The sequence below is a fragment of the Sediminibacterium sp. FW305-C-269 genome (genome assembly GCF_058231045.1).
The window spans coordinates 566,640-582,730 of sequence record NZ_JBIQXQ010000001.1 but is presented as its reverse complement, the minus strand read 5'-3'; the positions used below and the strand labels follow the sequence as shown (position 1 = coordinate 582,730).

At 49.6% G+C, this 16,091-nt stretch carries 14 protein-coding genes; 10 read left to right on the top strand and 4 right to left on the bottom strand.

Features of this window, described 5'->3' with window-relative positions; translation table 11 throughout:
* Positions 1-100: 100 nt before the first annotated feature.
* The 10 genes from ACH3Y6_RS02530 to ACH3Y6_RS02485 all read left to right on the top strand — a co-directional run bounded on the left by ACH3Y6_RS02530 (position 101) and on the right by ACH3Y6_RS02485 (position 12,771).
* Entirely contained in the window at positions 101-1,381 is a 1,281-nt protein-coding gene (locus ACH3Y6_RS02530; RefSeq protein ID WP_490833998.1) for an NRAMP family divalent metal transporter, read from the top strand.
* A gap of 117 nt (positions 1,382-1,498) precedes the next feature.
* Positions 1,499-2,266 carry a hypothetical protein gene (locus tag ACH3Y6_RS02525; protein ID WP_490833997.1) on the top strand — a complete coding sequence of 256 codons (768 nt, stop codon included), beginning with the start codon at positions 1,499-1,501 and terminating at the stop codon, positions 2,264-2,266.
* 24 nt (positions 2,267-2,290) lie between these two features.
* Complete coding sequence (locus ACH3Y6_RS02520; RefSeq protein WP_490833996.1) at positions 2,291-3,190, top strand: helix-turn-helix domain-containing protein; 900 nt, start codon at positions 2,291-2,293, stop codon at positions 3,188-3,190.
* 83 nt (positions 3,191-3,273) lie between these two features.
* Positions 3,274-4,281, top strand: a complete 1,008-nt coding sequence (locus ACH3Y6_RS02515) for an aldo/keto reductase (protein ID WP_490833995.1) — start codon at positions 3,274-3,276, stop codon at positions 4,279-4,281.
* A 109-nt stretch (positions 4,282-4,390) separates the two neighbouring features.
* Positions 4,391-5,695, top strand: coding sequence for a YdcF family protein (locus ACH3Y6_RS02510; protein WP_490833994.1), 1,305 nt, complete (start codon positions 4,391-4,393; stop codon positions 5,693-5,695).
* Positions 5,696-5,704: 9 nt separating this feature from the next.
* On the top strand, positions 5,705-6,589 hold the full coding sequence (locus ACH3Y6_RS02505; protein WP_490833993.1) for a hypothetical protein: 885 nt from the start codon (positions 5,705-5,707) through the stop codon (positions 6,587-6,589).
* Positions 6,590-6,617: 28 nt separating this feature from the next.
* The gene (locus ACH3Y6_RS02500; RefSeq protein WP_490833992.1) at positions 6,618-10,001 is read left to right on the top strand and encodes a SusC/RagA family TonB-linked outer membrane protein; all 3,384 of its coding nucleotides are present in this window, start codon (positions 6,618-6,620) and stop codon (positions 9,999-10,001) included.
* A gap of 25 nt (positions 10,002-10,026) precedes the next feature.
* Entirely contained in the window at positions 10,027-11,556 is a 1,530-nt protein-coding gene (locus ACH3Y6_RS02495; protein WP_490833991.1) for a RagB/SusD family nutrient uptake outer membrane protein, read from the top strand.
* 180 nt (positions 11,557-11,736) lie between these two features.
* Positions 11,737-12,120 (top strand): hypothetical protein, encoded by a 384-nt coding sequence (locus tag ACH3Y6_RS02490; RefSeq protein ID WP_490833990.1) that lies wholly within the window; start codon positions 11,737-11,739, stop codon positions 12,118-12,120.
* A gap of 3 nt (positions 12,121-12,123) precedes the next feature.
* Complete coding sequence (locus ACH3Y6_RS02485) at positions 12,124-12,771, top strand: sigma-70 family RNA polymerase sigma factor (RefSeq protein WP_490833989.1); 648 nt, start codon at positions 12,124-12,126, stop codon at positions 12,769-12,771.
* Positions 12,772-12,786: 15 nt separating this feature from the next.
* Here ACH3Y6_RS02485 and ACH3Y6_RS02480 read toward each other — a convergent pair whose 3' ends face one another.
* The 4 genes from ACH3Y6_RS02480 to ACH3Y6_RS02465 form a co-directional block, all read right to left on the bottom strand.
* Positions 12,787-13,398: an alpha-ketoglutarate-dependent dioxygenase AlkB family protein gene (locus tag ACH3Y6_RS02480; RefSeq protein WP_490833988.1), complete on the bottom strand. Its 612-nt coding sequence runs from the start codon at positions 13,396-13,398 to the stop codon at positions 12,787-12,789.
* Positions 13,382-13,630: an Ada metal-binding domain-containing protein gene (locus ACH3Y6_RS02475; protein WP_490833987.1), complete on the bottom strand. Its 249-nt coding sequence runs from the start codon at positions 13,628-13,630 to the stop codon at positions 13,382-13,384. Before ACH3Y6_RS02475 ends, ACH3Y6_RS02480 begins: the two co-directional genes overlap by 17 nt.
* 263 nt (positions 13,631-13,893) lie before the next feature.
* A complete protein-coding gene (locus ACH3Y6_RS02470; protein ID WP_490833986.1) occupies positions 13,894-14,382 on the bottom strand; it encodes a nuclear transport factor 2 family protein in 489 nt (162 codons plus the stop codon).
* Positions 14,383-14,651: 269 nt separating this feature from the next.
* Entirely contained in the window at positions 14,652-15,533 is an 882-nt protein-coding gene (locus tag ACH3Y6_RS02465) for a hypothetical protein (protein ID WP_490833985.1), read from the bottom strand.
* Positions 15,534-16,091 lie beyond the last annotated feature (558 nt).

Below are 16,091 nucleotides of genomic sequence, written 5' to 3'. Positions count from 1 at the left end.
GGGAAGATACTGAATAAAATATCATGTTTCTGTGCGCAATAATTAAAAGTGTAATTTTAAGATATCATCAGCCAAAACAGAGACCAACCGACCGGTAACAATGCTGCCAACGAGGAACCATAGGAACCACCACAAAAAAAATAACTGGAGAAAACTATTGCGTATCCTTGGCCCCGGACTGGTTACCGGCGCCAGCGACGATGATCCGTCCGGTATTGCCACTTACTCCCAGGCCGGTGCGCAATTTGGATATGCCACTTTGTGGACGGCCATGATCACCTTCCCCCTGATGGCGGCCATACAGGAAATGTGTGCGCGTATCGGCATCGTTACCTCCCGGGGACTGACCGTCACCCTCCGGAACCACTATCCCAAACCGGTATTGTACCTGATGCTGCTGTTCGGTTTCCCGGCCATCACATTGAATATCGGATCCGATATTCAAAGCATGGGAGCGGTGGCGCATATGTTGTACCCGGGTATTCCCGAATGGTTGTATTGCGTAGTGGTGACCGCGTTGCTCATGTATGTGATCATCCGTTACCCCTACCGAAAAATTGCGCGTATCTTAAAATGGCTATGTATTTCCCTGCTGTTGTATATACTGGTACCCTTTATGGTGGAACAGAACTGGGGAAATGTGTTGAAAAGTACGGTTTTCCCTACCATCTATTTCAACAAAGAATTCCTGGCCATACTGGTGGGCATACTGGGTACCACCATTTCGCCTTATCTCTTTTTCTGGCAGGCCACGATGGAAGCGGAAGACATTGCGCATAAGAGAAGAAAAGTGGTGGTGGACAAACATATCCTAGATAACATGATGCTCGATGTGAACATTGGTATGGCCTTTTCCAATATCGTGATGTTCTTTATCATTCTCACTGCAGGAGCGGTGCTGTTCAAGGGCGGCATACACCAGATAGACACGGTTGATGAAGCGGCCAAAGCCCTGGAACCACTGGCGGGTAAACTCACCTATCTCATTTTTACCATCGGCGTTATCGGTACGGGCTTTTTGGCCATACCGGTGCTGGCAGGTTCACAATCCTATATGCTGGCTGAAACCTTCGGTTGGAAAGCGGGTCTCGATAAACGGTTCTCGCAGGCAAAGGGATTTTATGCCTCTATTGTTCTTTCGCTGCTGGTAGGCCTGTCGCTGAACTTCGTCGGCATCACACCCATACAGGCGCTGATCTATACGGCCATCCTGTACGGATTGACCGCACCGGTGCTCATCGCCATCATCCTGCACATCGGCAACAACAAAGCCATCATGGGCGAACACACCAATTCCAGGTTGTCCAATACGTTGGGTTTCCTCACCCTGATCGTGATGACCGCAGCAGCGGTGGGCCTGTTGTATTTCTACTTTTCCTGAACCTCTAGTGAACACAGGAACCTCATTGTTTGAAAATCGTAGTTTTTTCTTTGAAGTTCATTAGACCGAGCATAGCGGGCGTCGTTCTTTTGTATCCTGAAATTACGCTTATTATATATGGTCACCAGGAGAACGCTTGTATCGATCAGTTTACTGCTGTTGGCGCGGCTTTCTTTTGCACAGCAAACGGATAGTGCCAAAACAGCGGCTCATTTTTCGGGATCTGTGCTGGTGACCAACAATGGTATTTCACTGATACCTACTTTTTCATTGGGTAAACCGGCCACTATCATCAACCTGTCAACAGGCAGGGGCAGGCTCAGTTTTGAACCCGAACTGCGGTTCTCACTGGAAGCAAAACCCTTGAGTTTTCTTTTCTGGTGGCGCTACAAACTGCTGCAGGGCAAACGCTTTACCGTGAACCTGGGCATGCATCCGGCACTTAATTTCAGGACCAATACCCTACTGGTCAATGGTATCAAAACAGAAAACACCGTGGCCAGGCGATACCTGGCCGCAGAGCTGAATCCTGGTTACCAGCTTACCCGGCAGATCCGCCTGGGCGCCTATTACCTGTATTCGCGCGGACTGGATGAGGGCACCACACGGGTAACGCATTTTGTTACGGTCAATACCAGTTTTTCCCATATCCCCCTGCCGGCCAAACTGCAGCTGCGTTTTACGCCACAGCTGTATTATTTACAGACCGATGCAGAAGACGGGTATTTTATCAGCTCCGCTTTTCAGCTGAACAGGAAGGATTGGCCGATATCGCTGGGTGCCCTCGTGAATAAAAGACTGCAAAGTAATATCACGGGCAGCAAGGAACTGGTCTGGAACCTGAGTCTCTCTTATGCATTCAACAAAAAACACCTGCGACAATAAACGAACTGCAGTAATTTGTATACAATGAACCAAGTGGAAACGATAGAGGAGTTTTACCGCCGCAAGTTCGACTGGATGCCGGATAATATCCGCAACGAACTCGGCCACTTCAACGTGTTCAAACTGGAGCCGCTGGTAGAGGGCAAACCCACCACCATTCCTTACAAACGCCGTGACTACTACAAGATCATGCTGGTGATCGGCAACAGCAAAGTGCATTATGCCGATAAGGTGGTGGAAGTGCAGAAACAGGCGCTCTCTTTCTCCAATCCGCAGATACCGTATAAATGGGAACACCTGGACAGGATCCGCAGCGGCGTCTATTGCATCTTTAACCAGCATTTTTTTCACCAGTTTGGTAATCTGAACCAGTACTCGCTATTCCAGCCGGGGGGCACGCATATATTCGAACTAACCGATGAGCAGCTGAACCAGGTAACCGTATTTTACCAGCGCATTTTTGAAGAGATCAACTCAGAATACGTACATAAGTATGATGTGCTGCGCACGATCGTACTGGAGCTGATCCATTTTGCGCTGAAGATGCAGCCATCGGAGAAGCTGGACAAACAGCCCATCAACGCCTCGCAAAGGATCGCCACCCTCTTTCTCGAATTGCTGGAGCGGCAGTTTCCCATTGACGATAACCACAAACAGGTGAACCTGCGCAGTGCATCCGATTATGCCGCGCAGTTGCATGTACATGTGAACCACCTGAACAGGGCCGTTAAAGAGATCACCCAGAAGACCACCACGCAATTGATCGCAGAGCGTGTGTTGCAGGAAGCCAAGATCCTGCTCAAACAGAGCAACTGGAGCGTTGCCGAGATCGCCTATGCGCTGGGTTTTACAGAAGCCACACACTTCAATAATTTCTTCAAGAAACATGCGGCACTGAGTCCGCTTCAGTTCAGGAAGGTTTGATCTTTGTAAGGATCTGTTTGAATCGGGTCAGTTATCACAATGGAACCTGCTTAATTTTGAATAGCAGATAAAATACAGACACCATGAATAAAACAATGCCTGCCTGCCAATTGGGCAAAAGCGGTTTGACCGTATCCGCCATCGGACTGGGTTGTATGGGAATGAGTTTTGGTTATGGCGCTCCCGCGGATAAGAACGAAATGATCAGCCTGATCCGCAAAGCGGTGGAGCAAGGCGTCAATTTTTTTGATACGGCCGAAGTGTATGGTCCCTTCACCAATGAAGAACTGGTGGGCCAAGCGCTGGCGCCTTTCCGCAACGAAGTGGTGATCGCCACCAAATTCGGTTTTAAGGCATCGCCCACAGACAGCACCCGCTGGTCGCTGCTCGACAGCAGACCCGAACATATCAAAGCCGTGGCAGAAGCATCGCTGAAAAGACTGAAGATAGAAGCCATCGACCTGTTTTACCAGCACCGCGTAGACCCGGAAGTGCCTATTGAAGAGGTGGCGGGTGCCGTTCAGGACCTGATACGCGAGGGTAAAGTGAAACATTTCGGCCTCTCAGAAGCCGGAGCGGCTACCATTCGTCGCGCACATGCGGTACAGCCTGTAGCCGCATTACAAAGCGAATACTCTTTGTGGACGCGTAACCCCGAAGCAGAGATCCTTCCCACGCTGGAAGAACTGGGTATCGGATTTGTGCCGTTTAGTCCGCTGGGCAAAGGATTCCTTACCGGAGCTATGAACGCCAACACCGAATTCGACAGCACCGATTTCCGTAAGATCCTGCCAAGGTTCACGCCGGAAGCGCTGAAGGCCAACCAGTCTTTAGTAGACCTGCTGACAAAAGTGGCTGCTGAAAAAAATGCCACACCCGCACAGATAGCGCTGGCCTGGCTGCTGGCACAGAAACCATGGATCGTTCCCATACCCGGAACCACCAAACTGCACCGCCTCACCGAAAACAATGCCGCCGCATTCATCAACCTCAGCGATGATGAATTGCGCAGGATCCATGAGGCTGCTAACAGCATCGAGATCATGGGTGCACGCTACCCGGAGCATATTGAAAGGATGACGGGGAGGTGATTATCAAATCATTATTTTACTGTGAACGCAAAATGAATAATTCGTTAACAAGCATCTTGTTAACATTTACATAAAACGGGGGGGCGAGTATTGCACTTCAAAACTGCTTATGAACTACCCCCAAAAACGTTCATTCCACGTTGTTGCTGTTTTATTTTTTTTGTTACTGATCAGCAGCAACAGCTTTTCACAGGCTGCCGGCCCCAGTAAAGACTACCAGCTGATCGCCGGAAAGAATTATGTGCAGAGCAAGAATTATTACCTGCTTACTCTGTTCGAATCATTGGCCCCTGTAAGGAATTTGCTGAAAAAGGACCTTGTCCTCAATGCTATTGCCAGGCAAAAAGCAGATTCTATCAAAAATGCGCTGAAGTATTGCAACCGCGATGCTTTGTGTTATACTTCCCGCCTCAAGTTCAGCCAGGAAGAGATCCATGCCATCAGCAACAGGCTTGCTGAATTATACCAACCGGGCAATGAACTGGACCGGCTGGTGAAACAACATCTGATCCCTTCGGGCTGTTATATCTTGTTCCAACACCTGTCTGCAAAAGAGATGCTGGTGAAAGCATGGGAGCAGGATGCCATGGGGATCAATTTCTGCATTGGTGTATATGGCGAGGGCAAAAAAGCCAATTACCCGCTTATCGATTCCATCAGCTTTGCCACGCGCAATCCAAGGGATACCAGTACCTACCACCCTGGTTATACGAGCCTTCTCTATAACACCACTTCATTGCTTTCCATTCAGGTAAGCGATACTTCCTTGTTTTACCAGGCTCCCATGATGGCGGCGTTGCAGTTCCTTGAGATCAACGAAAGAGACCAGGCTGCCGATTTTGAGCCGATGGCTGCGGGAGAGAACAAGGTGGCAGTGAACAAGATCAAGACCATTCATTGGGACAACTATAAATACTCGGTCATACTGGTTCCCGGCGCCGGTCCGGACGATCCCAAAATGCCATTAAGTGCGGAAGGCATGCTGCGCTGTCGTCTTGCTGCACTGCAGTATCAGAAAGGCCTGGCCCCATTCATCATGGTATCGGGCGGTAAAGTGCACCCCTACAAGACCAGGTACTGCGAGGCGACAGAGATGAAACAATTCCTGATTGACAAGCTGGGCGTTCCTGCCTCGGCCATCATCATAGACCCGCATGCCAGGCATACCACCACCAATATGCGCAATGCGGCCCGCCTGATGTTCCGTTATGGAATACCGTTCAATAAACCAGGTATCACCTGTACCACGCGTGGACAAAGCGCCATGATTGGTACCACACTCATAGAACGTTGCCGCAAAGAGCTGGATATGGCACCATATAGAAATGGCCAGCGACTCAGTGAAACAGAGATCGAATTCTTTGCACTGATCGAGGCATTGCATATCGATCCTACAGAACCGATGGATCCTTAAAACACGGTAATGATCCAACAAAAACAATTTTGGCTTCTTCTGATACCGGCTGCACTGCTTTCTTTTTCCTTCCTGCAACAGCAAAAGGGAATGGAGATCACCCAAAGTCAGTCCATCGATTCCCTGGGCGCCTGCCAGGGGGTTTCTTATCAGAACGGAAGGATATTCCTCTATGGCGACCGCGAGATCGGTGTGATCAGGGAGTATAAGGAGTCGGGAGACAGCCTCCAATACCTGAACCGCGAGATCAGGCTGACCGTTGCCGGTCAGGATGTGATCAATCACCCTACCGGTATGGCTGTGCAGGGTGACCTGCCGGTCTTCATCGGTAACAGCGTACGGCTTAATGCAGAAGGCAGTTTATGGAAAGCAGTGATCTACCAGGTGAACTGGGAGGGCTTGCAGCAAACGCGTACGCTGGATGGCAACCTGGTCAGCACGATCGATGATGATACCTGTATCCAGGGAACAAGACCGGAATATGTGCAGTATCAGAATAAATGGTATGTGGCCACCGCAGATTATGGCGGAAAAGCAAATGAAGTGAGACTGTATGATCCGGTAGCACTGGCCAAAGCCAAAAAGACAAGTGACAAAGGAGTGCTGGTGAAAAAGTTCAGCTGTTCTCCCTGGGTGCAGAACCTGTTATGGATACCGGAGAAAAAACAGCTGGTACTTATCCAGAATCAGGTAGAGGGAAGAAAGTGGCGCTTTACGTATGTGGATCTCGACAGGTCCATCGCATCCGGTAAGGAAGAAGTGGTGCGCGTGGTAGATATCAACGAAAGGGCGGATGAACTTGAAGGATTCACATTCACAGGATCGCTCAATAAAGGCATCGGGGTTTCTTCGTCAAGGAGGAACAACGTGAATAGGATGCAGATAAACTGGTAAATCAAACAAGCAACTGAAAAAACACACAATGAAAAAGAACAGGAAGATTTTACAACTGATGGCAGTTCTCGCCATTCAGTTATGCATGCTTGCGACAGGTACGTTGCTACAGGCACAAACAACAGGCCAGGTAACAGGTGTTGTTAGCGGTACTAAGAACCAGCCCATGGCAGGTGTCACTGTACAGGTGAAAGGGACCTCCCGCGTAACAGTAAGTAACAATGCGGGCAGTTATTCCATAGCGGCCGCTAAGGGCAGCGTGCTGGTGTTTTCCTATACTGGCTATCTGACAAAAGAGATCACCGTGGGTGACAATACAACCGTAAGCCTTTCCCTGCAGGAAGACGTGAATACGCTGGAAGAAGTGGTAGCGGTGGGTTACCAGCGTTTACGGAAATCTGATATCACCGGAACCATCGCCAGCGTGAAAGCCAAGGAGATGAACCTTTCCGTACCTACGCTGGGACAGGCCCTGGTGGGTAAAGTGGCAGGTGTGCAGATCTCCCAGGTGAGTGGTGCACCTTATTCCAGCACCAAGATCCGGGTGCGCGGTATCGGTTCGGTAAATGCAAGTTCTGAACCTTTGTATGTGATCGACGGCTATGCAATGGGCGGTAATGCCAGCCAGGGACAGGGCAATGGTGGTAATGGTACAGGGGGTTATAACCCTGCGCTGGGTGGCAACGATATCTTTATCAACCCAGGCGATATCGAATCCATCGAGATCCTGAAAGATGCGGCTGCGGCAGCTATCTATGGCTCACGTGCCGCTTCGGGCGTGGTGTTGATCACTACCAAGAGGGGTAAACAGGGCACGGGCAAACTGGAATACGATATGCAGATCAGCAGCCAGGGCCTTGCAAAAAAAGTGGACATGCTCAATGCAACACAATTCGTGGACCTGTTTGTAGATGGCAGAAACCTGAATTACAAGGATGTGCTGATCTCAAAAGGCGTTACCTGGAACGATGCTTTCTATTCAGATAACAATGCCACACGTATCATAAAGGCAGGTCAAACGGCAACAGGCTGTTCGGTATGTATCCTTGCCGACCTGTATGATTTCACTACGCAAACCAAAAAGGCGCCCAAGTATAATACAGACTGGCAGGATGCGCTGTATGGCAAGGTAGCGGTACAGCGTCATAACCTTTCGTTCTCTGGCGGTACCAACAATACACGTTATTTTATCAGCGGCGGTTATCTTGATCAGCCCGGTATCCTTAACAGCACCTTCCAGAGAAGGATCAACTTCAGGGCGAATATTGATGCGGATGTTTCCAGTAAACTGAAAGCTTCGGCTAACGTATTTGTCACCAACACAGACGGAAGGGAAGTACAGGAAGGAAGGTTCAACCAGGGTCCTATCCTGGGAGCTCTGGTGTATATGCCCATATTCCCGGTATACAATCCTGATGGAACACTAATGACCTCCGACAAGGGTTCCAGCGCACAGACAGATGGGTTCGCCTATTCTTTCCAGGGTATCGAGAATCCGCTGGCGCTGGCACAGCGTGTGAATATCAGGAGAAAGGGTCTGCGTGCCACTTATAATGCGACGGTTGCCTATGAGATCATCAAAAACCTGGTGGCCAAAGCCAATATCGGCGGTAGTACCTACAATGAAAAATACGAGTATTATTATCCAACCAATCTGTCCAGCGGTGTCAACCCTCCGGGTTCACCCCAATCCATCCTGGCGGCGAACGCTGCTGCGCAGACACTGAGCACACAGGATGGTCTTGCCGAGTTCACGCTGGATTATAAAAGAAAGTTCAACAAACACAATGTGGCCCTGCTTGCCGGTTATACAGCACAGGAAACCAAAACGGATATACTGGCCGTTACCGCCAAGAACTATACCAACGACCTGGTACCAGAGATCAGTGCGGGCGGTTCAGTGGCAGGAGATTTTAACCGGCAGGGTAATACCGGAAAGTCTACCACTACCCTGGTATCTTACCTGGGAAGGGTGGTGTACAATTACGACAACCGGTATTTTGTTACGGGTTCGTTCCGTGCAGACGCTTCCTCACGTTTTGGACCGGAGAACCGCTGGGGCCGTTTTGGTTCGGTATCTACCGGCTGGACCATTTCCAACGAGCGTTTCTACACTAACTGGTTAGGAAAAAATTCAACACTCCGTTTACGTGCCAGCTGGGGTCTTACCGGAAACAACAATATAGGTAACTATCGCTACCAGCAGGACCTGTCAGGTTCGGGCGGTGTGGTGATTGGAAATACCGTGTACAACGCAACCTGGGCAGGTGGTACAACAGATGCGAAACTGGGTTGGGAATCCACCGAGCAGTATAATTTCGGACTGGATGCCACATTGTTGTCGAACCGTGTATCCATCATGCTGAACTATTATACCAGTAAGACCAATGACCTTTTATACAATAAGAGCATATCTGCCATCAGCGGCGCCACTTCTATCCTTACCAACCTGCGTAATTCCAACCTGAGCAACAAAGGTTTTGACCTGCAGGTAGATGCAAGGGTGCTGCAGACAAAGGACTTCAGCCTGAACATCAGCGGTAACATCATGGCCAACCGTAACAAAGTGGTGAGCCTGGGCGGTGCCAGTGAGATACAGACGAACGGTGCGGAAAGAAGTTATATCACACACGTAACACGTGAAGGTGATCCGATCGGTTCGTTCTACGGATTGAGGGTAGCCGGTATGGTGCGTGAAAAAGATATGGCGGGTGTAAATGCAGACCTGGCCGTGTATAAGGCCAATGGCAATAAATTCCCTGCAGGCTATAAGATGCAGGCATTCCCCATCTCTTCTTATTCGACCACTCCTTTAAGCCCCGGCGACCTGTATTTTGTAGATAAGAATGGCGATGGCGTCATCACCGATGCAGACAAGGATATCATCGGTACCCCCTATGCGAAATACACCTATGGTTTTGGTCTGAACATGACGTACAAACAGTTTGACTTCAGTGCCTCCTTCAATGGTTCACAGGGTAACCAGGTCATTGACGGACAGGATTATTATATCCGCAACATGGAGGGTTCGGGTAACCAGTATGCCGTGGTGGATCAGCGATACAGGAGTGAGGCCAATCCGGGCAATGGTAAGGAGTACAGGGCATCACGCGGAGGTACACAAAGTAACAGTACGCGTTTGTCTGATTATTATTTGCAGGACGGATCTTTCTTCCGCTGTACCAATCTGACACTGGGCGCCAACCTTTCACAGATCAGTTACCTGAAAAAGGTAGGTATCAACGCGCTTCGGGTGTATGTATCGGTAGACAATGTGTTCACCATCACCAAATACCTGGGTTATAATCCGGAAGTGGATTTCAATAACGGTGCCAACCTGACTCCGGGTGTTGATTATGGTAAATATCCGCTCGTGCGTTCTTTCAATGCAGGTATCAAAGTTCAATTCTAACCATCCAATCATGAAACAGATTCGTATGAATAAGATAATCAAGACCGGGATCGCCTGCCTTATGTTCGCAGTGGCCACCGGCTGCAGCAAAACATTCGTGGAGCAGGCTAACCCCAATGCCGTTCCGGTAGATGCTGCCTATAAAACAGAAACAGATATCACTACAGGTGTATACGGTGTGTACCAGGCGTTGAGAAGTTCCAACTGTGTTGGCGAAGGAGCATCGCTCTGGACAGATGACAGGGCCGATGATATCAACACCACCGATAACCAGTCAAACAATGGGGAACCCTTTCAGTTCACCGCGTTCTCACTGGTACCGAGCAACAGTTATCTCCAGTCGCACTGGTCTGCTTTGTATGTGCCTATCACCCGGGCAAACCTGATCCTGTCTGTGATCCAGGATATACCCTTCGCCAATGAAGCTACCCGTGCACAAAATATCGGAGAACTTAAGTTCCTGCGTGCCTTCCTGTATTTCCAGCTCGTAAGGGAGTTCGGGGACGTGCCGTTGGTAACGGAGCGACTGACTTCTGCCGATCAGGCCGCAGCATTAACGTTCCGTGCCAAAAAGGAAGTGGTTTATGACCAGATCGTAAAAGACCTGAAAGATGCGCTGGCCAGCGGTTTACCGGTGGTGCACAATGCAGCCAATAAGGGCAGGGTATCCCTGCAGGCGATCAATGCCACTTTGGGTAAGGTATACCTGACCATGGCCACCACGCTCAGCAGCACGCCCTCTGCCGAATACCTTAACCAGGCAAAGACCTACCTGTTGGCCTGTTATAACCAGAAGACCTTCAACAATCTCTCAGATATCCCGTTCACCGATGTGTTCGATGTGAACAAGAAAGCGACCAACCCAGAGATCATCTGGCAGATCGTGTACAAACAGGGAGATCCCAACTATTCATCCGCATTGGCCAGGAACAACCAGGCAAAGGGCGATGTTGGCTATATCTCCCAATTCCCATCACAGGGTGCAGGCGCTTTGTTTACCAAAGACCTCCTGAATGAGTTCGAGACCGGCGATGTGCGTACGAATTTTTCGATCCGTTATGTAGCGGCCAACAACGGGTATTATATCTCCAAGTTCCGTGACAACTCTGCTACGGCGGGTACACTGGGTTATGGCGGCAACGACTGGATCCTCATACGTTATGCGGATGTGATCCTGAACCTGGCAGAGGTAAGTATGTATCTCAATGAAACGGCCAATGCGATCCTTTACCTGGATATGGTACGGGCCCGTGCATCCCGTCCGTTGTACGCGGTAATGATGACCGATCTGTCGTATGCAACCAAATATCCTACGTTAAAGCTGGCCATACTGCATGAACGAAGGATAGAACTGGCTTTTGAACATCATCGCTGGCATGACCTTACCCGTTTTTTCAAACCGGATGAACTGGTCACGTTCTTCAAGTCCAAGAGCCAGGCCAACTATGATAATTCACCTTTGAACAATTTTACCACCAAGGATTATTATTTCCCGATACCGTATAATGAATTCAAGCTGGACCCGGTGAAGATGTACCAGAATCCCGGTTACTAAGAACTGACTTAACCTATTATCCTATCCAGAGACCCGGTGGCACAGCTGCCGGGTCTTTGTATTTATGCCTGTGTAAGAATTTCCGGGAAAGTATTGTCCGGATATTCCGGGTGCTTGAACGGTTTGTAACCTTTTCGGCATTCATAGACTCTAATCAGTAGTAACCACAAAACCAACAACATGGAAACTACTATCAAGAACCCCTCCCTCACACAGGTATTCAACCTGCTCAAGTTCACCTTCGGCATTATTCCCATCGTGGCGGGGGCCGATAAGTTCACGAACCTGCTCACCCATTGGGATCAATACGTGAATCCCGGTATCGCCAGCCTGTTACCCTTCTCCGCTTCGGTGTTCATGATGATCGTGGGGGTCATTGAGATCGCTGCGGGTATCATTGTGCTGAAAAAACCGGAAATTGGCGGATATATCGTGGCCGCCTGGCTCACCCTTATCGCACTGACCCTGCTGCCGGGCCTCAAATATGTGGATGTGGCCGTGCGGGATCTTGTGATGGCGGTAGCTGCATTCTCTATGGCCAGGATCGCTAAAATCATTGCTTGAACCATGAGCCTGTCTGAACCACTTACCGAAACTGAGATCATCAGGCGCATCCTGAACGGAGAGAAAGCACTCTATGAGATCATCGTCAGGCGCTTCAATCCCTACCTGTATAAAGTGGGCCGATCGTACAATTACCACCACGAAGACACGCAGGACCTCATTCAGGAGACCTTTGTGGACGCGTATAAAAATCTGTCACAGTTCGAGGGACGTTCGGAATTCAGGACCTGGCTCATCCGCATCATGCTGAACAACTGTTACCGGAAAAAAAACAAAGCCAGTTTTACCAACGAGATCATGCAGGAACTGAACGACCAGGCCCAGCCCCTATTTACCAACGCAGACACTGATACTGAAAAGATGGTTCAAAACCGTGAATTGGGACATATCATCGAGAACGCCCTCGGCAAAATGCCGCATGATTACCGCATGGCATTTTCGCTGCGCGAGATCAGCGGACTGCCCGTGGCAGAAACGGCCAGCCTGTTACAGATCAGTGAGGCCAATGTAAAGGTGCGGGTGAACCGGGCCAAGACGATGTTGCGCCGCGAGATAGAGAAGACCTACTCAGCCAGCGAGCTGTTTGAATTCAACCTGGTGTATTGCGACAGGATTGTAGCACGGGTGATGCAGCAGATAGAAGCGCTTTGAGGAATACCCGAAAACTCATTGCACACCTGTTTCCACGATGGTCCGGAACGTAAGGTTCACGCGGGGTAACCGTGTGCGCTGTGTAGGCGGTAAGCGGTGCAGCCAATAGGTTTGGGTGGTTCCCTTCATTACCAGTAAACTGCCATACTCCAGCGTAAGTGATACGGTGTCACCAGTGGTCTTGTGTTTGAATGAGAATTTGCGCTCGGCGCCAAAACTCAGGGAGCCGATGGCACCGTCTTTTTTCAGGTCTTTTTCCGCATCGCTGTGCCAGGCCATGCCTTCTTCGCCGGTATGGTAGAGGTTGAGCAGGCAGGAGTTGTAGGTCTCACCCGTTTTTTCTTCCACCAGTTGTTTCAGGGCCAGTAAAGTATCGGTCCAGGGCAGGGCTTTTTTGGTGGTGTTGGAATAGGTGTAGGAAAAGTCGCGATCGCCATACCAGGCCACTTTGCGTTTGGTGATGATGCGTTTGCCGAAGATCAGGGCCTCATCATTCTTCCATTCTATGCCGTTCAGCAATTGGTGCAGGTAATCATCTGCACTGGTCTTCGAAAGCAGTTTTCCGTAATACAGCACAATGCCGTCATGCGGCAGCAGGTTGGTGTTTTCGTTACTGAACAGGTCCATGTTTCCATTTTTGATAGGCCGCCCGCAGGCAATGACCGCAGGGCCGGTAGCCCTTGTCCATCGCTTCCTGCTCACTGGCAAAGAAGACCCGGTTTTCCGGTCGCATCCTTTTTCCCGAGGTGCAGTGCAAAGTTCCGTAGATCCGCAGACGCCGGTTGCCCGCATAACAGATCTTTTTTTGACGGATCAGGCTACGTATGGCAGCGGCGTTCAATAGCCCGTGTGTCAACATCCGGAATAATTGTATTACAAAACTCGGTGCAAATGGTTGGCGGCACAACCCGGAACTTGCGGACATACCCGGGATCTTTCACACACAATTTTACAACGATCATTTCTGCCTGTTTACCAACGGAAACAGCCTGACCTCAGTCAGCAAACCCGAAGCAACGGGTGTTTTATTGGCAGCATTGTATGGCTCATACTTATTGCTATGCGCATGTAGGGATGGTTAAAGTTTGGGTAACAGGGTGGTTCTACAAGCGGTGATGTTCATTACTGCAGAGGGCTGTTGCGGGTTTTGGGCATTTCTGCACAACCGCCGGGTTCTACGGTGTATACGGTACTCACTATTTTCCAGCCCGTTGCGGTGTTCAGTAAAGTAAATACATCAATGCCGCAGTGCGACAAACTGGTATTGAGGTGAAAACTATACGGGGCCCATACCACGGCAATATTGTGGTGTATGTTTACCTCATACCCAAATGCTTTTTCGTAAAGGGTTTCTTTGAAATGGGGTAGTTTTTCCATGTCTTCTGCAAAACTGCGCATGGGGGTTTGTAAACTATCGTTGCGTTTGCGCGAAACCCAGATCTGCGCATTGCGTATTACCAGGCTGCTGTACAGGGCCGTATCTTTTTTTTCGAGGGCTTTAAAAAATTGATTGACGATGTTGATCACTGCTTTTTTATCGGCGGTTTCGGTTTCCTGTGCCATCAGGCTGGTGCAGGAAAGCAGAAGCAAACTCAGGACTGCTGTTTTCATGTCGGGCTGTTTGTTTGTGTAAGATACTGAGCCGGCCGTATAAATCCGAATAGAACTGTGCTGCTGCTAAAGGAAGCACTCAATGAAAGAGTCATCTCTTCGGAGCAATGAACCTATCAGGCAGCGGGGCTGCTGAACCTGGAAATGGAATCCAATACTGATCTGATCGTGATCTCTCCTTCTCCGAAGGGTCTCCCCAACGGGGGACCCTTCGGTTAGTATTACAAAACACTCAATGAAAGATCCAAGCCCTCTGAGAAAGAAACCTATCACCACTCTGTTTGAACCTTTGCAACTTCTTTGCTCACCTGTTCCTCCAGGAACGAAGCAAAAGCTTCATCGGTCATTTTCTCTTTGTGTTGCTTTAGCCCTTTCCAAAGTTGTATGAAGGTGGTTGGCCCGCCGGCGTTGTAGATCTGTTTGCCTGCCACGTGGAGCCGGCATTGGAACCATCCGTAGTTCTTCGGGTCCATCCGGTCATATTTTTTTTCAAAGCCGGCCAGGGTGGTGAACTCGTAACCGGCTGATCCGCCAGCCACCACCATTTCGGGGAAGGTTTCCAGTGCCGCTAAATTGGCGGGTTCCTTTTCGGCTATATAGGTATGCAGCATGATGTTGCAGAACAGTTCCTGCATCCAGAGCCGTTGCATGGTCAAACCTCCCTGCTGGTGAAAAGCATGGCCCAGTTCGTGTAATGCCAGCAGGTCAAAGAAAGCCATCATGCTCAGGTTGCCGTCGGGGGTCCTGTAGGCGGTTTTTACTTTGGCCGCCATATCAGGCGAAAGTTGATCGAGCGGGGGAATGAAACTTTTCCAGAATGCATTGTCCTCAGCGGCAACGAACAACCGCTCCTTGTCCGGGTAATGGGGCATTCCGTACACAGGGAAACTGGCATATTTTTTCCAGTGCTCCGGGTTCAGGATGAACACACTGACTTTTGGTGTAAAACCCACGAGGCCTTTCACATAGTCGATGGTCTTTTCGCAACGGCCAACAATGATCTTCGCCCGTTCCGCGTTACCGGGACTATAATAGGCTTTGATGGAATACCCGGTCAATTCCTGCAGGTCGGGATAGGATTGTGCTCTTGCATCCGGTAAGGCCAACAGGCAAAGGACCAGGATCAACAGCCACCTGTTTGTTCTCATCATGTAATGGTTTAGGTTCAACGGATAGGTGTCGATACTACCGGCAAAATACCGGCCGGTAAAGACCAATCTACCCCAAAACCGTCACTCCGCCACCGGGAAAAACGCCCTATTTCATGAACAGGAGAAAGCAGGGATCCGAAACAACTGATAATCAATCAAAGAATTTTGGGATCGGTCGTCATACCAAACAGAGAAGGCGTGGTCTGAGATGATAGGGACTTGTCAGAGAAGGGAATATTGATCTTACTTAGTTTCCCTTCCCCGAAGGGGACCCTTCGGTTAGTATTACAAAGCACTCAATTGAAGAGCCAACTCTTTGCAGAAGAGAATGCCCTCTGTTGCTGTTCTATCTTCCCCGCAGGGTCTCCCGAAGGGGACCCTTCGTTTAGTATTACAAAGCACTCAATTGAAGAGCCAACTCTTTGCAGAAGAGAATGCCTTCCTGTTGCTGTTCTATCTTCCCCGCAGGGTCTCCCGAACGGGGACCCTTCGTTTAGTATTACAAAGCACTCAATTGAAGAGCCAACTCTTTGCAGAAGAGAATGCCTTCCTGTTGCT